This is a genomic window from Acetobacter fabarum, from assembly GCF_022483405.1.
Taxonomy (GTDB): domain Bacteria; phylum Pseudomonadota; class Alphaproteobacteria; order Acetobacterales; family Acetobacteraceae; genus Acetobacter; species Acetobacter fabarum.
Genome location: NZ_JAKVNI010000001.1, coordinates 130,001 through 149,008, shown reverse-complemented (window position 1 = coordinate 149,008; position 19,008 = coordinate 130,001). Strand labels below are relative to the sequence as shown.

General features: G+C 56.7%; 20 protein-coding genes (1 of these 20 running past the window's edge). 10 read left to right on the top strand and 10 right to left on the bottom strand.

Features of this window, described 5'->3' with window-relative positions; all coding sequences use genetic code 11:
* The first annotated feature begins 382 nt into the window (after window positions 1-382).
* From LKE65_RS00770 to LKE65_RS00745, 6 genes are all read left to right on the top strand, one after another.
* Window positions 383-1,852, top strand: a complete 1,470-nt coding sequence (locus LKE65_RS00770) for a mannose-1-phosphate guanylyltransferase/mannose-6-phosphate isomerase (RefSeq protein WP_278740031.1) — start codon at window positions 383-385, stop codon at window positions 1,850-1,852.
* 30 nt (window positions 1,853-1,882) lie between these two features.
* Window positions 1,883-3,307, top strand: coding sequence for an FAD-binding oxidoreductase (locus LKE65_RS00765; RefSeq protein ID WP_278740030.1), 1,425 nt, complete (start codon window positions 1,883-1,885; stop codon window positions 3,305-3,307).
* Between the two features lie 179 nt (window positions 3,308-3,486).
* Window positions 3,487-4,302, top strand: coding sequence for a MetQ/NlpA family ABC transporter substrate-binding protein (locus tag LKE65_RS00760; protein WP_278740029.1), 816 nt, complete (start codon window positions 3,487-3,489; stop codon window positions 4,300-4,302).
* Window positions 4,299-5,279, top strand: a complete 981-nt coding sequence (locus LKE65_RS00755; RefSeq protein ID WP_278740028.1) for a methionine ABC transporter ATP-binding protein — start codon at window positions 4,299-4,301, stop codon at window positions 5,277-5,279. Before LKE65_RS00760 ends, LKE65_RS00755 begins: the two co-directional genes overlap by 4 nt.
* Window positions 5,260-5,931 carry a methionine ABC transporter permease gene (locus tag LKE65_RS00750; RefSeq protein ID WP_278740027.1) on the top strand — a complete coding sequence of 224 codons (672 nt, stop codon included), beginning with the start codon at window positions 5,260-5,262 and terminating at the stop codon, window positions 5,929-5,931. The genes LKE65_RS00755 and LKE65_RS00750 overlap by 20 nt, the downstream gene beginning before the upstream one ends.
* A gap of 484 nt (window positions 5,932-6,415) precedes the next feature.
* A complete protein-coding gene (locus tag LKE65_RS00745) occupies window positions 6,416-6,784 on the top strand; it encodes a helix-turn-helix domain-containing protein (protein ID WP_095350300.1) in 369 nt (122 codons plus the stop codon).
* 131 nt (window positions 6,785-6,915) lie between these two features.
* Here the strand turns inward: LKE65_RS00745 and LKE65_RS00740 are convergent, their stop codons facing one another.
* The 3 genes from LKE65_RS00740 to alkB form a co-directional block, all read right to left on the bottom strand.
* Entirely contained in the window at window positions 6,916-9,300 is a 2,385-nt protein-coding gene (locus LKE65_RS00740) for a TonB-dependent siderophore receptor (protein ID WP_278740025.1), read from the bottom strand.
* A gap of 181 nt (window positions 9,301-9,481) precedes the next feature.
* Window positions 9,482-10,663 (bottom strand): serine hydrolase domain-containing protein, encoded by a 1,182-nt coding sequence (locus tag LKE65_RS00735; RefSeq protein WP_278740024.1) that lies wholly within the window; start codon window positions 10,661-10,663, stop codon window positions 9,482-9,484.
* 29 nt (window positions 10,664-10,692) lie between these two features.
* Complete coding sequence (gene alkB, locus LKE65_RS00730; protein WP_278740023.1) at window positions 10,693-11,373, bottom strand: DNA oxidative demethylase AlkB; 681 nt, start codon at window positions 11,371-11,373, stop codon at window positions 10,693-10,695.
* Between the two features lie 114 nt (window positions 11,374-11,487).
* Between alkB and LKE65_RS00725 the strand changes: the two genes are divergently transcribed.
* A complete protein-coding gene (locus tag LKE65_RS00725; protein WP_086645724.1) occupies window positions 11,488-11,871 on the top strand; it encodes a hypothetical protein in 384 nt (127 codons plus the stop codon).
* A gap of 84 nt (window positions 11,872-11,955) precedes the next feature.
* Here LKE65_RS00725 and LKE65_RS00720 read toward each other — a convergent pair whose 3' ends face one another.
* The 7 genes from LKE65_RS00720 to pdxA all read right to left on the bottom strand — a co-directional run bounded on the left by LKE65_RS00720 (window position 11,956) and on the right by pdxA (window position 17,502).
* Complete coding sequence (locus tag LKE65_RS00720) at window positions 11,956-13,428, bottom strand: sodium:solute symporter family protein (protein ID WP_278740022.1); 1,473 nt, start codon at window positions 13,426-13,428, stop codon at window positions 11,956-11,958.
* Window positions 13,425-13,604 (bottom strand): DUF3311 domain-containing protein, encoded by a 180-nt coding sequence (locus LKE65_RS00715; protein WP_086645726.1) that lies wholly within the window; start codon window positions 13,602-13,604, stop codon window positions 13,425-13,427. Before LKE65_RS00715 ends, LKE65_RS00720 begins: the two co-directional genes overlap by 4 nt.
* 179 nt (window positions 13,605-13,783) lie before the next feature.
* The gene (locus tag LKE65_RS00710; RefSeq protein ID WP_278740020.1) at window positions 13,784-14,275 is read right to left on the bottom strand and encodes a hypothetical protein; all 492 of its coding nucleotides are present in this window, start codon (window positions 14,273-14,275) and stop codon (window positions 13,784-13,786) included.
* Between the two features lie 17 nt (window positions 14,276-14,292).
* On the bottom strand, window positions 14,293-15,471 hold the full coding sequence (locus tag LKE65_RS00705) for an anhydro-N-acetylmuramic acid kinase (RefSeq protein WP_278740019.1): 1,179 nt from the start codon (window positions 15,469-15,471) through the stop codon (window positions 14,293-14,295).
* Window positions 15,472-15,478: 7 nt separating this feature from the next.
* On the bottom strand, window positions 15,479-15,811 hold the full coding sequence (locus tag LKE65_RS00700; RefSeq protein WP_278740018.1) for a DUF6476 family protein: 333 nt from the start codon (window positions 15,809-15,811) through the stop codon (window positions 15,479-15,481).
* Window positions 15,812-16,534, bottom strand: coding sequence for a pyridoxine 5'-phosphate synthase (locus tag LKE65_RS00695; protein ID WP_278740017.1), 723 nt, complete (start codon window positions 16,532-16,534; stop codon window positions 15,812-15,814). It lies immediately after the preceding gene.
* On the bottom strand, window positions 16,531-17,502 hold the full coding sequence (pdxA, locus tag LKE65_RS00690; RefSeq protein WP_278741715.1) for a 4-hydroxythreonine-4-phosphate dehydrogenase PdxA: 972 nt from the start codon (window positions 17,500-17,502) through the stop codon (window positions 16,531-16,533). The genes LKE65_RS00695 and pdxA overlap by 4 nt, the downstream gene beginning before the upstream one ends.
* A 222-nt stretch (window positions 17,503-17,724) precedes the next feature.
* Here pdxA and LKE65_RS00685 point away from each other — a divergent pair, with 222 nt between their 5' ends.
* The 3 genes in view from LKE65_RS00685 to LKE65_RS00675 are tightly spaced (at most 2 nt apart) and all read left to right on the top strand, a layout consistent with a single transcriptional unit that may run on beyond the window.
* Window positions 17,725-18,090, top strand: a complete 366-nt coding sequence (locus tag LKE65_RS00685) for a lipopolysaccharide assembly protein LapA domain-containing protein (RefSeq protein WP_095350308.1) — start codon at window positions 17,725-17,727, stop codon at window positions 18,088-18,090.
* Window positions 18,083-18,796 (top strand): orotidine-5'-phosphate decarboxylase, encoded by a 714-nt coding sequence (gene pyrF / locus LKE65_RS00680; protein WP_095350309.1) that lies wholly within the window; start codon window positions 18,083-18,085, stop codon window positions 18,794-18,796. Before LKE65_RS00685 ends, pyrF begins: the two co-directional genes overlap by 8 nt.
* Before the next feature lie 2 nt (window positions 18,797-18,798).
* On the top strand, window positions 18,799-19,008 hold the 5' portion of the coding sequence (locus tag LKE65_RS00675) for a phosphoribosylanthranilate isomerase (protein ID WP_278740010.1). 435 nt of this gene lie beyond the right edge of the window; the window shows 210 of its 645 coding nt (coding positions 1-210); the start codon lies at window positions 18,799-18,801; its stop codon lies off the right edge, out of view.

Genomic DNA, 19,008 nt, shown 5'->3' with positions numbered 1-19,008 from the left:
AATAATAAAATATAAGATTTTTGAGTATAAAAAATTCCTCAATCTCGGCAAGGGGAATGTCCGAGCGCTGATGCTTGGAACTTGTTTGAATTATTGTCTTTTTTGGGCTCCAGTTGCGTCAGCGGCAATGGTTTGGCATGATATTTCAATCCAGTTATTTGGTGGTATTGTAATAAAAAAGTCAATTTATCTGAATTATTAAAATAAAATTATATATAAACAAAATAGAGTTTATGAGAAAATAAAAGTTAGTTCCCAATGTATAGGAAAAATATTTTTGCCTTCTCACTAGGAGAGGATCAGGAATGATTGTCATAGTCGTATGCCTGTATTACGGAAAGAAGGAGGGCTATAGCGCGCCGTAAGGCTTGGGGGTACGAGCATGGTTGGTGACAAAGACGGAACCGGTGGTAGCCCGGAGCAGGAGAGCATGCCCGATATTGTGCCGGTTATTCTGTCTGGTGGGGCTGGGAGCAGGTTGTGGCCCGTCTCGCGCGGGAGCTTTCCCAAGCAGTTCTGGTCCTTGTTAACCGACTTTACACTTTTGCAGGATACGGCTTTGCGGGGGCAGGCCAAAGGGGTGGCGGCCCCGGTTGTTGTCTGTAATGCCGAGCACCGCTTTGTTATTGCCGAGCAGCTTCGCGGTGTGGGTATCCACGATGCCCGGATTATTCTGGAGCCCGTTGGCCGTAATTCGGCTCCGGCCATTGCCGCCGCCGCATTTGTTGTGGCCGAACATAACCCCGATGCCGTGTTGTGGGTCATGGCTGCGGATGCGGCTATTCAGGATGTAAACAAACTGCATGTTGCTCTTGAACATGCCGTGGCGGCAGCCAAAGCAGGCTATGTGGTCACCTTTGGCATGGCCGCAACCCGGCCGGAAACAGGCTACGGGTATATTGAACAAGGTGCAGCTCTTGCGGGCATGCCCGAAGTTTATTCCGTCACCCAGTTTGTGGAAAAACCGGACAAGGGCAAGGCAGCCGCTTTTCTGGCGCAGGGGGGGTATTTGTGGAATTCGGGCATGTTTGTTGTCCGTGCCGCGACTTTTCTGGCCGAGATGCAGCGTTACGAACCTAACCTGTATGCCTGTGTTGAAGAGGCCGTGCAAAAACGTAAGACAGATATGGATTTTGAAAGACTGGACCCGGACAGTTTTTCCCGCTCTCCCGATATTTCGGTTGATTATGCCGTGGCGGAACGCACGGATAAGGCAGCCGTTGTGCCCGGCAGTTTCGGCTGGTCGGATGTGGGGAGTTGGGACGCCTTGTGGGAATTGGGGCACAAGGACGCCCAGGGCAATGTGACACATGGCAACGTGCTGCTAGAAGATGTAGGTCAGTCTTACGTGCGTACCGATGGTTTGCTTGCAGCGGTTCTGGGCGTGGATAATCTGGTGGTTGTGGCAACACAGGATGCGGTGCTGGTTGCCAGTAAGGACCGGGCGCAGGATGTTAAAATCCTTGTGCAAAACCTGAAAAAAAACAATATGCCCGAAGCGGACACGCATCGTCTGACCTATCGGCCCTGGGGGCATTATGAGGCTTTGACAGCAGGGCATCGTTTTCAGGTCAAAAAAATTGTCGTCCAGCCGGGGCAGAAACTCTCGTTACAAAAACATTATCATCGGGCCGAACACTGGGTGGTTGTGGAAGGCACAGCCCTTGTCACGCGTGGTGTGGAGCAGGTGATTGTGCGGGAGAACGAGAGTATCTATCTGCCACTGGGCAGTCTGCACAGGCTTGAAAATCCCGGCCGCATGCCTGTTACCCTGATCGAGGTTCAGTCCGGTTCGTATCTGGGTGAGGATGACATTGTGCGTTTTGATGATATTTATAGCCGGACTAAGTAGATTTTTTCAGTAAAGACTGGGGAAGAAAAAATGCCTAACGTTTCTTTTATTCCCCATGCAGCGGCGCGTGTTTCTGCTGTTTTGGCGCAATTGAAGGATTATCTGGGGGACAAGGTCTCCACCAACCAGTCTGTGTGTGAAGCGCACAGCCATGGCGAAGCGCTGGAACTGGCGCGCCTGCCCGCAGCGGTTGTGTTTGCCGAAACAACGGAAGATGTCTCGACCGTTCTGGGCATATGCCACGGGGCCTATGTGCCTGTTGTGGCCTTTGGGGCTGGTACATCGGTGGAAGGGCATGTTACGCCGCCTGAACATGCCGTGAGCCTCGACCTGTCCAGAATGACCGGGGTTCTGCAGGTGAATGCGGAGGATATGGACTGCCGCGTGCAGGCAGGCTTAACCCGGCAGGAGCTCAATATCCGTTTGCGTGATACAGGGCTGTTCTTCCCCGTGGACCCGGGTGGTGAGGCCACGTTAGGGGGCATGTGTGCAACCCGTGCTTCGGGCACCGCAGCAGTGCATTACGGCACAATGAAAGAAAACGTGCTTGGTCTGACAGTGGTTATGGCAAATGGAGAGGTCATAAAAACTGGTGGACGGGTAAGAAAATCCTCCACCGGGTATGACCTGACCTCCCTGTTCATCGGGTCAGAAGGGACTTTGGGCATTATTACGGAAATCCAGTTGCGCCTGCACGGTATTCCCGAGCAGCTTTCGGCTGCGATCTGCCAGTTTGAAAATCTGGAAGATGCGGTCCGCACGGCGGTGGAAGTGATTCAGGCCGGGGTGCCAATTGCGCGCGTGGAACTGATGGACGATGTGCAGATGGCGGCCAGCATCCGCTATTCCGGGCTGGATGAACTGCGGCCGATTACTACCCTGTTTTTTGAATTTGCCGGTGCCCCCGCTTCCGTGCGGGAGCAGGTGGAGGTGACCGAAGCTCTGGCCGGGGACAATAACGGCCTTGGCTTTGCCTGGGCAGACACACCCGATGAACGGGCCCGGTTGTGGAAGGCGCGGCATAACGCTTTCTGGGCCGTTAAGGCACTTTATCCGGGCTTTAGGGTGATCAGCACGGATTGCATCGTGCCTATTTCTCAGCTCGCTCCCCTTATTGTGGGGGTTAAGGCCGATATTGAAGCATCCGGGTTACAGGTTGCCATTCTTGGCCATGTTGGGGATGGTAATTTTCATACGCTGATCATGACGGAAGATACGCCTGAAGGGAGTGCAAAGGCTCTGGAGCTTGACCGCAAAATTGTTGCGCGCGCACTGGCACTTGATGGCTCATGCAGTGGAGAGCACGGCGTAGGGGTTGGCAAGCTGGAGTTTTTGGAACGAGAACATGGCGCGCAATCCCTTGAGGTGATGCGAACATTAAAAGTTGCTCTGGACCCACGGAATATTCTCAACCCCGGCAAGCTTTTGCCGGAAGGGCTGGCTTATATCGGGTAACGGGCTTGCAAAGGTCTATGCGGAGTGCTTCCGGGTAAAAACCGTATTACCTTTGCGGATCATGGGGGTGGGACACTACAAATAAACTTGACAATCGGGTGCTATATTTTATTCAAGCAGAACTGATAGTGATTTATTGTGTTGTCTCTTCCCATTCCTTATAGCGGGGTTTGTCAGCGATGGTTTCTTTCCTTCTTTCCCGTCGGGCTGTACTGGCTGGGAGCATGGCGTTGGCATGTGCTCTGGCGGGCCAGACCGCATATGCCGCGCCACAGGTTCTGCGCGTAGGCATTATGGCAGGGGAAGATGAGGACGTGTGGCCCGTGGTGGCGGCCAATGCCGCCCGGGATGGGCTGGAACTCAAGCTGGTTACTTTTTCAGATTACAACGCTCCGAACGAAGCGCTGGCAGAGCATGAGCTGGATGCCAACGCCTTCCAGCATACTCCTTTTCTGGATGCCCAGAACAAAGCCAAGGGGTATGGCATTGTGTCGGTTGGGCATACTTACGTGGCACCGATCGGGCTTTACTCAACACGCTGGAAATCTGTTGCCGACCTGCCAGACAAGGCTGTGATTGGCGTACCCAATGACCCGACAAACGAAGGGCGCGCCCTGCTTCTGCTGCAAAAACTGGGGTTGATCAAACTCGCGGCGGATGCAGGGAATACCCCAACAGCGCTCGATATTACGGAAAACCCCCATAACATCAGTATCCGTGAGCTTGATGCCGGTGTGGTGGGGCGTGCCCTGACCGATCTGGATGGCGCGATAATTAATACGGACTGGGCCAAGAAGGTTGGCGTGGATATTGAAAAAACACGCATTGCGCAGGAAACAGCCGATAATAACCCGTATATCTGCATTATAGCCGTGAACGAAGCCGATAAATCCGCTCCGTGGGTTGCCAAGCTGGTGCACGCCTATCAGCAGCCCAATGTGCGGCAGGCTCTGGACAAGGCGTTTCATGGCGCTGTGCTGCCATCCTGGCCATGAACCTTTTAGAAGTCGAACGCCTTAACCGTTCCTTTGGCGGCCAGCCTGCCCTGCACGATATTTCGTTTACGGTGCCCAAGGGGCAGCGGCTGGGTATTATTGGCCGCTCAGGGGCAGGTAAATCCACGCTTTTACGGTGCCTGAGCGGTCTGGACCGCCCCCAGTCTGGCAGAATACTGCTGGAAGGGGAGGATATGGCTATCCTGCCCGAGGCAAAGCTTGTTCTGCTACGGCGCAGGATCGGGCTGGTTTTTCAGCACTTCAACCTGCTTAACTCGCGCACCATTGCGGCCAATGTGGCCTTGCCGTTGCAAATTGCCGGTATGCCCAAGGCCGAGCGCAGCAAGCGTGTGATGGAACTGCTGGACCTTGTGGGGCTGGCGGACCACGCGGGCAAATATCCGGCTATGCTTTCTGGCGGGCAAAAGCAGCGTATTGGCATTGCACGGGCATTGGCTGCCCACCCGGCCCTGTTGCTGTGTGATGAAGCAACCTCGGCGCTGGACCCGGAGACAACCCAGACAATTCTGGCGCTTCTGGCCGATATTAACCGTGTGCTGGGCCTGACCGTTGTTTTTATCACGCATGAGATGGATGTCGTGCGCAGTTTGGCGCAGCAGGTGCTTGTGCTGGAAAAAGGGCGCATTGTGAGCCGTGGCAAACCGGCCGATATTCTGGATGCCAACCAGCTGGCCGCTGTTCTGCCGCCTAATCTCAGCCAGACCCCGCAGGATGGCAGCCACGCCATTGTGCGCCTGACCGTGGCCACACAGGCAGTGTTTACCCCTTTGCTCCACACGCTGGAACAACAGTGCCGGGCCAGTTTTGCCCTGCTGCACACCCTCCCCAACCCGGAAAGGGAGGAACTGGTGGATGTGGTGGTGCAAACAGATGGTCTTTCCGTCGCAACCATGAACGCTCTTCAGGCGCATGCCTGTGCAGCCGAGGTAATTGGATATGTCCCGGCTCATTCTTGATCTGCTCTGGCGCGCCACGGCTGAAACACTGGAAATGGTTCTGGCCTCCGGAGCGTTGGCGGTTGCTGGCGGCCTGCCGCTGGCTGTGCTGCTTGTTCTTACCTCCCCTTCGGGGCTGTATCCTCTGCCGCTGTTATCCCGCTTGGTGGGTGGGGTCGTGGATGCGGTGCGGGCTGTACCGTTTATTATTTTGCTTGTGCTGCTTATTCCCTTCACGCGCATGGTGGTTGGCACGGCATTGGGTACAACGGCTGCTATTGTACCTTTGTCCATTGCGGCCATTCCTTATTTTGCCCGTATTGCCGAAGTGTCTTTGCGGGAGGTGGATACCGGGTTGGTCGATGCCGTACGGGCCATGGGGGGCACTCGGTGGATGGTGGTACGCTATGTGCTGCTGCCAGAAAGTCTGCCGGGGCTAATCTCGGGCTTTACGGTTACGCTGGTAACGCTTGTGGGCGCATCTGCCATGGCCGGGGCCATAGGCGCAGGTGGGCTGGGTGATCTGGCAATCCGCTATGGGTATCAGCGCTTCAACACCACGGTCATGTTCGGGGTGGTGGCTGTTCTAATCGCTCTGGTTATGGCCTTGCAGGGCGTGGGTAATTTTCTTGCACACTCCTTGCGTCATACAAACCCGGGGCGGGCAGAGTAAAAGGGCAGCACTATCCAACGCTCGCATACGGGGCCAGTGCAGTAGGGATTCAGCCGAGTCACTGCACGGGTCGAGCTATGTGGAGCAGGCAGCGAAGTGTTATTTTTAAAGCATAAGTCATGCAGGTGCTGTGGCCGCTCCAAGGCTGCAAACCTGTGTGCCGTATTTTATTCTTCCTGAGCACATCACTGAATAAAGCAAAAAATAACACTTATTTTATTATTTTGAGCGCCAAAATAAATCTCGCTCACACAGGAATGTGACCACAAAATAGAGCTTTGAAAAATTAACGCCCCGTAATTTGTTGCACATGATTGATCCTGTGTTATGACTATAACAGGTATGCACCACTTTATTGGTTACCTGCTTTTCTCATGGATATGATTTGAGGCAGAGCAGCGCGCACTCTGTGCATTTTTAAATATGGTGCGAATTTTTCCGGCAAAAGCATTCTGCCACGGCGTGGTAAAATGGAGGAATTAAGATGGCTCAACGGGACAATGTTATCTCGCCGGGTGTTGAACTTGGTCAGAGAATCAAAATTCTTCGCAAAACTGCCGGTCTTACACAGCAGCAGGTTGCCGATGCACTCGGTGTCTCCCGCCCCGCCATAGCATTCTGGGAAACAGGGCGTGAGGGAAGTGCGCGCAAGCATATTCCCAAACTGGCAGCATTGTTGCACGTGGAACCAGAAGTGTTTCTGACAGGCTACGTGCAGGAAGATATTGATCTGATCGTCTCGCCCGATGAGCGGGATATGGTTTCCCTTTACCGGATGCTCGATGCGTCCCGCAAAGTTTCCGCCCAGAAGTGGATGGAACGGCAGGCAAAAACGGTTAATCTGGAAGGATAATCGTTTTTAGGTAATCTGGCTGCCAAAGGTAAACGTTCTTACCGTTGTGCATGCGGTGCAGGGTTACGCACGTAAACGGGCTGCCTGCAAACGGGGTTGAGTAGGGGAAAACCTACCCAACCCTGAACCGCTTAGAACTCCATGGAAAGAGTGAAGTGGTAGATGCGGGGCAGGCCGGCATAGAGTGTCTCAGGTGTATTGGACACTGCACCGGGGGAGCCTGCAAAAACCGATGCCCAATAGCGCTCATTTGTCGCGTTGCTCACCCCAAAGCGTACAACCCAGGGGAACTTGACGACATTAAAGGCATAACGCGTGCCCAGGTCCAGCGTGGTGTAGGATCCTGTATGGAGCGTATTTGTCAGGTTTGCTGCACGGTTGCCCATGTAATGCACATTGGCATTGAACGCCCAGCCAGAAGCAAAGGAACCAAGCGAGGCAGGCAGCCGGTAGTCCAGCAGCATGTTGGCCTGTAGCGGAGCTGCCCCAATAATTTCCTTATTATTATATTTGCTTTCCTTGCTGTTAATAAGCTCGGCATCCAGCCAGGTGACACCAGCCAGAACGGACAGGTTGGGCAATACTTCGCCAGAAATCTGGGCTTCCACACCGTAGTTACGCTGTGTTCCAACATAACCATATTCCAGCGGCAGCTGCGCTCCGCTCACGGGGTTGGTGCAGGTGGAACCGTTGGGGCAGTAGCTTGCCGCGTATTTTGATGTCATGCGGAAACCTGCAACGTTAAACTGCATTTTCCCGTAACGGAGTTTATAGCCGACTTCATATTCTTCCGGGCGGATCAAAGGCTGTGTCTGATACGCGTTGGAGTTGGAGGCATTGGCCACCGCACCCGGTTCAACCGAGCGGGCATACGTGAAGTACAGGGTCTGGTTATCGGTGGGTTTATAGAGCAGGCTAACCGTCGGGCTAAAAGCAGCACTGGCCTGAACGGATTTTTCCAAAGGACTGGGCACGACTTTGCTCTTGGGGCCTCTCTGGTCTATCCAGCTCCAGCCCAGTGTGCCCAGAATTGACCAGTGTTTGTTAAAGGTCAGGGTATCCCCAATAATAAAAGACTGTGTGGTAATGCGCCCTGATTCCCAGCGCCCATGGTAGTAAGGCTGTTTGCCGTTGACCTTGATGGGGTTGTAGATGCTGGCGTGGTCGGCGGCTGTTACCGTGCTGACCGCGGTGCCAGGGGTGGTCGGGTTATAGGTCCCTGACATGTAGCCATTTGTACCAATTACCAGATCATGCTTGACGGGGCCTGTGTAAACACGCCCGTTGAAGTAGGCCATGTTACTGCCGGTACGGAAATCATTAGCTGTTGCAGCTGCCGTGACCGTTTGGGTGTAACCCCCGGTGTTATTGATAAGCGTATCGTTTGAGGCAAAAGACTGGCGTGCGGCGTCTTGGTACAATCCGCCGAGTGTAAAGCTCCAGTCTTTGTTGATCTCATGCTTGATCTTGGCCAGAAACGTATTGGTTTCCATATTGTAGCCGCTCCAGTCCTGCCCCAGATAGGGCTTGCTCAGGTCCGGAGCAGTGGGGAGGGAGCTGACATAGGACGGAATCGCTTTTGTAGGCGTTTCCTGCACGGCAAAGCCCGGGGCGGTCCCGCGTTCTACAAACGTGTAATGGCTGGCATCAAGCTCAATGACCGTTTTTTCATCCAGATGGATGTCAAAATCAGCACTGACCATCTCACGCCGGATCCAGCTGCCCTGTGTGTAGGCCGTGCCATTGGCGTGTAGCATGTTCAGCCGGTAACCAAACCAGCCATTTTTGCCAACCCGGCCTGAAATATCACCGTTAACCGTAGGTGTGCCGATGGAATCTACACCAACAGACAGGCGTTCGGTCCGTCGGTCTGTGGGGCGTTTGAGCGTGTATTCAAACATGCCGGCAGGGTTCTGGGGGCCATACATTGCACCGGACAGGCCATTGAGAACCTGCAGGTTATCCACCCATTCCCCTGCATAAGGGGTGGTGGAAACCACGTTCAACCCATCCAGACGGGAGTTGGACCACACATCGGCTTCAAACCCGCGCGACTGCGGGCGGGAGGTATTGGGGTCCCCGCGAATTTCAAGCTGAACAGACGGCAGATACTGTGCCATGTCATTAATGTTGCGGATCTGCTGGTTAACCACAACGTCATGCGGCACCCCCATAACGGAGTAAGGCGTATCCAGTGTATCCCGGTTTCCCAGCGGGCCAAGGTAGACAATCTTGTTCATGTATTTGGCGCTGGTGCCGTCTGCGGCGTGGTGGCCATGCACGTTTACGGTTTCACCGTTCGAGCCGTCCAGAATCCCGGCAATGGGGGCCATGGTTTTGGCTGTTTTGGGTGCTGCGGTTTTTGGGGTGGTGGAGGCGGATGCCTTGATGGAAGTCTGCTTGCCGGTGGTGTTCTGTTGCTCTGGTGCCACAGGTTCTGCGGCCAGCGCGGACGTAGTTAGCAACAACGCGCTAAATGTTCCGGTGGCGAAAAATGTATGGAAACGTGCGTGCATGGATCAGGCTCATCCGGGATAAGGAGGGGTATAAAATTGATGCCTGTTTTGCCGGGTGAGTCGGGGGCTTGTCTATATACGGTCACACATAAACCTATATATGAACGAATATAACCATGAAGTGATGCAGGAATAACACACCAGCTCTGTATGCCATGATAAATGGCGATAAACCGGGTTTTTAAGGCCCGAACGCGCGCAAAGCCAGTGCCGCGGCAGTTGCCACATCCCTGCGCAGGGCCACCACATTGCCTTGCCCTTGCGGGTGTACGCGGTTTGTCAGAATCATCACAAAGCTACGGGTATTGGGCACCAGCCAGAGGGACGTGCCGGTAAAACCGGTATGGCCAAAAGAGGAGGAAGGAAAGTAAGCCCCACGGGCCGTGGAGTAGTGGGTTGCTATATCCCACCCCAACCCGCGCAGGTTGGTTTTGCCTGCGGGCTGCTGGGGGGTGGACATAAGGTACAGGGTTTCTGCCCGCAGAGGAAAAGCCGAGGGCAGGCCGGCCAGTTTGTTCAACAGGGCTTGTGCGTAAGAGACTGTATCCTGCGCGCAGGAAAATAGTCCCGCGTGCCCTGCCACCCCGCCCATACGTCGGGTTGTTGGGTCGTGCACAACCCCGCGTAGCATATGTCCGTTTTCATCATACTGTGTGGGCGCGATAGTGTTCTGGTATGATGATGCAGGAAGAAAAAAAGAATTGTGTAAACCAAGGGGTTTGAGAATATGCTCCATGGCATACGCGGCAAGGGGGTGGCCGGATAGGCGCTCCACAATCAGGCCCAGCGTTATAAAATTAAGATCACTGTAAACAAACTGTTCGCCCGGCGGGGTTTGGGGGGCGCTATTCATGAGCATCCGCACCCCTGTCTGCTTGCCCTGCCATGCAAAGCTCAGGTCCAGATCTGGCGCAAGCCCGGAATAATGTGTGAGAAGCTGGCGGATGGTAATGTCCTGCTTGCCATTAGCCGCGAATGCGGGAAGGTAATGGCTGGCCGGTGTATCCAGCGCGATAAGGCCTCGCTCATAAAACTGCATGATGGAAGGTGCTGTTATCAGAACCTTGGTCAGGGAGGCCATGTCAAAAATGGTATCCCATGTCATGGCTTCTGCGGGGGGGAGCAGGCTGCGCTGGCCGAAAACACCGTGCCATACCATGCGGCCTTCATGGCCTATGGCGGCAACGGCTCCGGGCATTTTGCCATTCTGTATGGCCTTGCGGAAAATCTCTTCCACCGGGGCAAACGGGGCAGGCTGAGTTTGCTGGGCATAAGCCGGGGGGCATAGGCCCGCAAGGCAAGTGGCCTGTGCCAGCCCAGCATGCAGGGCTTTGCGGCGGGTCAGCAGAGTGCGCAAGGGCATGTTGAGTTGCTCCGGGCCAGAATAAAGGATCAGGAAGGGGCCGCAACATGGCGGAAGGTGATGTTATAGCGCGTCAGCCCCGTTACCGGGTGTGGGGCAGGGGCAAGCCCTTTAATGCCGTGGTAGTGCAGGCGCGCGGGTCCACCCCAGACCAGTACATCCCCATGGTCCAGCGCAAAGGTGCGCACCCTGTCACGCCGGTTTTGGCCACCCCACATAAAAAGACCGGTTCGCCCGAGCGAGAGTGAAACAACGGGCTGCGTCATATCTCCTTCATCCCTGTCCTGATGCAGTCCCATATGGGCACCATCCTGGTAACAGTTGAGCAGGCAGGCATTGGGGGTAAAACCGGGGTACCCGGCTGTTTGCGCGGCGTTGCGTGCAAGGGCAAAAAGGCTGGCAGGCATGGCAGGCCATGGCTGCTGGCTTAGCGGGTCCACAGGCGTGTAAGCGTAGCCCTGCGCGGAGCTGACCCAACCCAGTGCTCCGCAACTGGTCATGGCGGCGGACATGGTGCCCCCACCGGGGGTGTGCATGTGGCGGAAAGGTGCCAGTTCGGCCACCGCCTGCAAAGCCTGTAAATAAATGGTGGCTGAGGATGTGGCAAACTGGCGCAGCAGCAGGGCACCGGGCTCCAGCACCTCGCGCGCGGAGCGGTTGTCTGGCAGCAGGAGGTCCAGTTGTCTGGCAGGGGGCTGGGGGTGTGTCATGGCGGCTCCTGATGAAAACCGTTTGCGACCCCGCACACTCTTTGGCACAGGACAGAAGAATGCTATCAGCATTGCCAAACACTGCCCCCGCTTGCAAGGAGCCAGACAGCCCCCATGCCCCCTTCCGCACAGGATATTATGCTTATTGGTGGTATTCCTGCCCTGATCAGCTACCAGGTGCCACGCTCGGTTTTTCGGGGGGTGTTTGTGGGGCTGAACGCTGAAGTGGACTTTTTCGCCAGCACGGTCGCCGGGCTGGAGCCGCAAGGCGAGGCCGCGTTACGCTCCTTTTTAAACCTGTGCCAGAGTAACCGGCGGTCCCCCCTGCTTTTGAGCGGTGATGCCCAGAAAACCTATCTGCTGGAAGAGATTTATGAGCAGATGGCCGAACCTGCCCGCCGGTGCGGCATAGATTTGTATGACGTCGTGCGTGAGCAGGTCAGGACTTTTCAGCCCGGTGGGGGAAAAGCCGCTCCGGCTATTCTGCTAAGCCTGTAAGGCCGCGCCAGTTGTATAGCCATAAAAAAGGGATGCGCCCTGCCGGGAGCATCCCTTTTTGCTGTGTAGCGTGTGGACCGGTGTTTAGGCCGGTTCTTCCACATTGTCGTGTTCTGCCACGATGGTTGTCTTTTTGGCTGGATAGAGAGCCGAAACCACAACAACAATAATCACATTGACCCCAAGGGCCAGCAGACCCGTGGAAACATTGCCCGAGAACAGGCCAAAGTTAACCGGGTGAATAGGCTTAAGCCCATCCATCCAGCACAGGCTGACCCCAAACACGGTGCCAATCAGCCAGCCTGCCAGCATGGCCGTGGCGGAAAAGCGTATTTTGAGCAGACCCAGAATAAGTGCGGGAAAGGTCTGCAGAATGAACACGCCGCCAAGGAGCTGGAAGTCAATGGCGAACTGTGCATTCAAAAACAGCACGCACACCAGAGCGCCCAGCTTGACCACAAGCGAGGTCAGGCGGCTGGTACGCACAGGGTTTTCCTGTGTGGGGAGCAGGTTGCTGGTGACAAGGTTGGCTGCCCCAATAGCCATAACGGCTGCGGGTACAAGGGCGCCAACAGCAATGGCCGCCAGACAGAAGCCCGCAAACCATGCAGGAAACACTTTCTGGAACAGCATGGGCACAACCATGGAGTTATTGGTTGTGATAATCCCAGCGGCATGCGCCATAAAGCCCAGCATGGCAATTAGGCCCAGCACAATGGTGTAAATGGGCAGGAAGACCGCGTTCTGGCGGATGGTGTCCGCCGAGCGGGATGCCAGAATACCCGTAAGCGTGTGCGGGTACAAAAAGGCTGCCAGTGCGGAGGAAAGGGCAAGCGTTGCGTAAGGCAGACCCTGACCGGGTTTGAGCATGTTCTGCGCATGTTCAACCGAGGTAAAAAGTGCTCCATATCCGCCGGTGTGCAGCGGAATGACCGTAACTGCCACAAGCACGGCAATATAGATCATGATGTCCTTGATAAACGCTGTCAGGGCCGGGGCATGCAGCCCACCCAGCCACGTATAAGCCGCCAAGGACAGGAAGGCGATAATCAGGGGCAGGTCCCCCGGCAGCCCAAGTGCCTGAATAACGGTGCGGATCCCAATAAGCTGCAGGGCAATATAGGGCATGACGGCAACAAGCCCGGTCAGTGCAACCACAACTTCCAGCGCGCGGCTGTCAAAGCGGGCACGCACAATATCGGCCGCCGTGGCATGCCCGCCTTCACGCGCGATTTTCCACAGTTTGGGCATAACGATAAAAATGAACGGGTACACGATAATGGTGTAGGGCAGCGCAAAAAAACCGTAAGCGCCTGCGGCGTAAACCAGTGCCGGCACGGCAATAACGGTATAGGCCGTGTAAAAATCCCCACCGACCAGAAACCACGTAACCCAGGGGCCAAACCCACGCCCGCCCAGCGACCATTCCTCATGCGAGGTGGCCGTGTTTTTTTTGCTGAACATCCCGCGTATCCACTGGATGGAAGACCCGATCACAATGGTTGCGGCAAAGAACAGGATAAAGACGCCAAGCGCCCACGGATTGATCGTGCTCATGCGCGGTTACCCTTTTTCCAGACCACCCAGATCAGGACGGATGTCACCGGAACCCAGGCGAACTGGTACCAGTAAAAGAAGGGAAACCCGAGCAGGACCGGGTCGTGCCGATCATACAGCGGCGTCCAGAGCAAACCCAAAAAGGGTAGCAGAAGGAGGTAATTAAGATATTTCATTTCGTGAGACCGGCTTATTTTGTTATTTTTGTTCGCAACCGGCTGACCATGCCGATGGAAACCGGCTTATGTCAATTACGCCTGAAGCGATTTCAGGCGAGTATAATCAGAATTGTGTTTTTTGCGCATCAGGTATGCCCCTGTTATAACGCGAACGTCATAAGCAGGGGCAGAAGCGGTTAGCGTGTGGTGTTGATCTTGTGTTCCTGCAACACCTTGTTCAGGCTGTCGCCGTACTGGCGGTAGCTGCCTTCTGGCACGCAGCCAAGCTCCTCCAGTTCTTCCAGATCAGCACCATGGTTGATCCACTGGTTGGTCTCGCGCGAGTCCAGTGTGCTGGGAATGGGCCGGGCCTCGTACACAACCGGCTGTTCCGAATCTTCCGATGCACCAAAGGACAGGAAACTGTCTTCAGCCGGAGCCTTGTTTTCGCTCAGGCTGACTTGTCCGCAGACGACCTGTTTCTTGTCGCTGTTGGTATGTACGCTCAGCTTGCGGAACTTGGGGTGTGCGCTGGGAAAACGCGTTGTCAGCGATTTGAGCGTTTCCTTGACAAAAGGTGATGCTTTTTGGGCGCTGTTATCCAGCATGGTCTGAGCTGCGGCAGTGTGGTGCACGGCCACGTAACCCAGGCTGGGCAAAAGAATGCAAAGCGCGAAAAAACGTTTCATCAAGAAGGTCTTTCCTGTCAGTCTGAATGGGGTGGGGGAGGGCTGGTCGTGTGTGCATCTGGCCAGAGCCGACGCCCCCACGGCGTAATGCTCATGCAGCTCAGCCGCCCACCTGTCTGGGGCGACGGTACACCCGTTGTGGTGGGGAGGGAAAGAGGCAACCCCGCAAGGCTGCGCACCGCCAGAAAGCCAAAACATTCAGCTTCCAGTGCATCTCCGTTCCAGCCAAGCTGTTCTGCCGGGTGCAGGGTGCCGGGCAGGGCTTGGGCCAGTGCTGCCATAAGGGCCGGGTTGTGCCTGCCTCCCCCGCAAACAAACCATTCCTTTGGCTGTTCTGGCAGCAGGGTGCGGGCAATACTCTGTGCAGTAAAGGCGGTAAGCGTTGCTGCCCCATCCGCCGCACCCAGTGCCCCGACCTGCGCCAGAGCGGAATGGAAGCTCATACGGTCGAGCGATTTGGGGGCAGGTTTATGGAAAAAGGGATGCGCAAGGAGGCGGTCCACCAGAGCCAGGTCGGCGGTACCCTGGAGCGCCAGTTGGCCATTGGTGTCGCACGGTATGCCGGTGTGCTGGTAGGCCCAGTCATCCAGCAGGGCGTTCCCCGGTCCGGTATCACACGCAAGAATGTGCCCGTCACGGGTGACAAGGGTCAGGTTGGCAACGCCACCGATATTGAGCGCTGCAACGGGGTAAGGTCGGTTACGGAGCAGGGCCGCGTGGTAAAGCGGGACCAGAGGGGCCCCTTCTCCCCCTGCGGCAACATCAGCGCTTCTAAAATCATGCACCACGGGCAGGTCAGTCTGGGCAGAGAGGCAGGCGGCATCCCCGATCTGCCATGTGCGGCCGGGCTGGTGCAGAATGGTCTGGCCATGAAAGCCCACAACATCCACCGCCCAGTCCGGGGCAAGCGCGCGCAGGCGTTGCACGGCCTGCACATGCACCAGTGTCAGGGCATGTTCCGCTTCCTTGAGTGCGGCACTATCGGGGGTAAGGGTCGGTGCACTATCAAGCAGGTCGCGCAGATTTTGGCGTATATGCGCGGGGTAAGGCAACGTCAGCGATGGGCCATGGGCGGTAACGGATAGGCCATCCGTGCGGATGAGGGCGGCATCCACCCCGTCGAGCGATGTGCCGCTCATCAGGCCCAGTGCGTTCAGGCTGCCATCTGGCGTAAACGGGGGAGGGGGCGCAGGCATTAGCGCATCAGGGCTGTGTGGCTTCCAGCCCGGGCTGAACCTGCCCGGTAGCCACATTCCATAGCATGATCCGCTCGTGCTCCTTGCTCGCAATCTGGATGGCCAGCAGGTCATCATGCACGCGGGTTATGGCCAGCATGTGCTCGTCCGGCCCAAGGGCAAGGTGAGCGTTGCGGGCATCCGTTAGCGGGATGGCACTGGCAAGGGCAGGCTGGTGGGGGGCGTTCATGCGGTGGATGACCACGCCTACCAGAACAACCACACCGACAATAATCAGCACCCCCATGCCCACAACCGCAGCCATGAGCGCTTTTGGCGTCTTGTAGTCCTGCTCTTCCATTTAGTGTCCTGCTGCTTTGTCTATATGGGTGCGCATGGTCTGGATAACCGTTGGCAGCCCGTCAAAAATGGCCTGACCGATCAGGAAGTGGCCGATATTCAGTTCCCGCACAGGGGTAAGGGCTGCAACAGGTCCGACATTCTCGTAAGTCAGGCCGTGGCCTGCATGCACTTCCAACCCAAGGCTGGCTGCCTGTGCGGCGGCCTGTTGCAGGCGTTCAAGTTCTCCCGCCCGACCCTGTGCATAAGCGCCGGTATGCAGTTCTACTACCTGCGCGCCTGTGGCGGCTGCCGCGGCAATCTGTGCGGGGTCGGGGTCTATGAATAGGGACACCCGGATCCCCCAGCCCTTGAGTGCATGGACCTTGGGTGTCAGCACCGAGGACTGGCCAGCTACGTCCAGCCCGCCTTCGGTTGTCAGCTCCTCGCGGCGTTCGGGCACAAGGCAGCAGGCATGGGGGCGCAGGTTCTGGGCAATGCCGAGCATTTCCTGCGTTGCGGCCATTTCCATGTTCAGGGGGGCGTCTACCTCGGTGCGCAGGCGCTCAAGGTCTGTATCACGGATATGGCGGCGGTCTTCGCGCAGGTGGGCTGTTATGCCATCTGCTCCGGACTGCACGGCCAGCAGGGCAGCGGCTACGGGGTCGGGGTGCTGGCCCCCACGGGCGTTACGGACGGTGGCAACATGGTCAATGTTGACGCCAAGCCTGATGGCCGGTCTCATGCATTTTTCCTTCTGTTCGCGGCCAGTGTTGCGGCCAGCTTTATGGCCGCTGCCAGGCTGCGTGGGTCTGCCTTGTTCTGGCCTGCTATGTCAAATGCCGTCCCGTGGTCTGGCGATGTGCGGATAATGGGCAGGCCAAGGGTTACGTTTACGCCTTCGGCCATATCCAGTGTCTTGAGCGGGATCAGCCCCTGATCATGGTACATGCACAGGGCAACATCGTATTGCGCGCGGGCATGGGGGGTGAACATGGTATCCGGCGGCAGGGGGCCGCTTACGTGCAGCCCTTCATTGCGCAGGGTATTTATGGCGGGGAGAATAATCTCCTGTTCCTCATGCCCCATGAGCCCGTGTTCGCCTGCATGGGGGTTCAGGCCCGCAAAGGCCAGTCTGGGGTGGCGTAGGCCAAAGTCACGTTGCAGACCGGCAGCAACCGTGCGGGCCGTGTGGATGATCAGTTCGGTGGAAAGCTGGGCAATGGCATCCCGCAGTGCCACATGCACGGTAATGGGCACGACCTTGAGCGAAGGGCCAGCCAGAAGCATGACCTCATCCCCCGGTGTCTGGCAGAGTTCTGCCAGATAGCTCGTATGCCCGGGGTGCCGGAAGCCTGATCCTTGCACAACCTCCTTGCTGATCGGGTTGGTGATCATGGCCGAGGCCTCCCCGCTCAGGGTGAGTTCCGTGGCAAGGCGAATGCTCTCAAGAACACTGGCGGCATTGCGGCGGTCCGGCTCCCCCGGTGCGGGGGGCGTTGCCAGATGCAGGGGCAGCACCGGCAGGGCGTGGCCAAATACATCTACGCCATCAGACAGGTAACGAATGGTCTGTACCGGCACGCGCCGCTCCAGCAGGGCGGGATCGCCCACATATACAAAAGCAGGCCCGTTCTGGCGGAGGGCCTGCCAGACCGCGGCGGTAATTTCGGGCGCAATACTGGCCGGGTCACCCTGCGTCAGAACCAGCATGGCTGTGTCTTCCTTATCCGTCATTGTTGCTGTCTTTGCCTGAACCTCTGGCAGAGAAACGCAGAAAGGCTCTTGCGTAAAGGGGGAGAGTGTTTGGCCGGGCGGGATATGTGTTTATGCCAACACGCGGGTAAAAGACCGTGGTAGGGTGGTACAGGCTGCCTTGCGGCTGGTTTGTCTGCCATTCTTGTTCTTTGCGTAGGATAGGGCTACCACATCATCATGATCAGGCTCATAATTGTTGTACCGTTCCTGCTTGCACTTGTTGTGTTCAGTGCCAGTAATCAGGACCCGCTGGATATGTGGATGCTCACATATAGCTGGAAGTGCTCGCTGGGTGTGCTTGCACTGAGTGTGGGGGCTCTGGCTTTTCTGCTTGGAGCATTCTGCCTGTGGGTGGTCGAGTTCCGGCAGGGGCGCAGGGCGCGCAAGGCCGAACAGCAGGTCCGGGACCTGGAGGCACAACTGGCACAGGTGCGGGCCATGCTGGCTAACCGCGCGCCTCCCGTTGTGCCTGTTCCTGATGTGCAGCCTGTTGTTACACCACAGCTTAACCCTGCAGGGAGCGAAGAGCACTCCAATGTCTAATACACCCCGGCGCACCGGCCTTATTGTTTCTCTGGATACGCAGGACCCTGCTCAGGCGCGCCAATGGGTGCAGGATGTAGCGCCCGTGTCCGGCATCATCAAACTGGGGCTTGAGTTTACTTACGCTGCCGGCTTTCAGGCTGTGGCAGATGTTGCCGGTGGGGCACCACTGTTTCTGGACCTGAAGCTGCACGATATTCCCAATACGGTTGGTGCAGCGGTGCGCTCCCTGTCGCACCTGCGGCCGCGTATGCTTACCCTCCACGCTTCTGGCGGTCGCGCCATGATGGAAGCGGCCCGCACCGCTTGTGATGAGGCTTTTCCCCAAGGGCAGCGGCCTTTGCTACTGGGTGTTACGGTTCTGACCAGTCTGGATGATCAGGGACTGGCGGAAACCGGGGTTATGGATGGCGCGCGGGCGCAGGTGCGCCGTCTGGCCAAGCTGGCTGTTGAGTCTGGTATGGATGGCCTTGTCTGTTCCGCGCATGAGCTGGATGTGCTGCGTGATGATCTGGGAAGTGCCCCGGTTATTGTGACGCCCGGCATCCGTCCCGCTGGTGCAGCAAAAGGCGACCAGAAGCGGGTCATGACCCCCGCTCAGGCGAGGGATGCAGGCGCAGACTGGATTGTGGTTGGCCGCCCCATAACGCAGGCTGCACAGCCTGCTGCTGCGGCTGCTGCCATTATGGCGGAACTGGAAAGCTGAACATGCCCGGGCGTTTACACACAGGTGTTAAAATCTGCGGCCTTACGGAGGAAGCGGGGTTTGATGCCTGCGTGGAACACGGAGCTGACTGGATTGGCTTTGTTTTTTTTGATCGCTCCCCACGCTGTGTAACGCCGCAGCAGGCCGCAAGTCTTGCCACCCGTGGCGTGGGCCAGGCCAAAACTGTAGGCCTGTTTGTGCACCCACGGGAT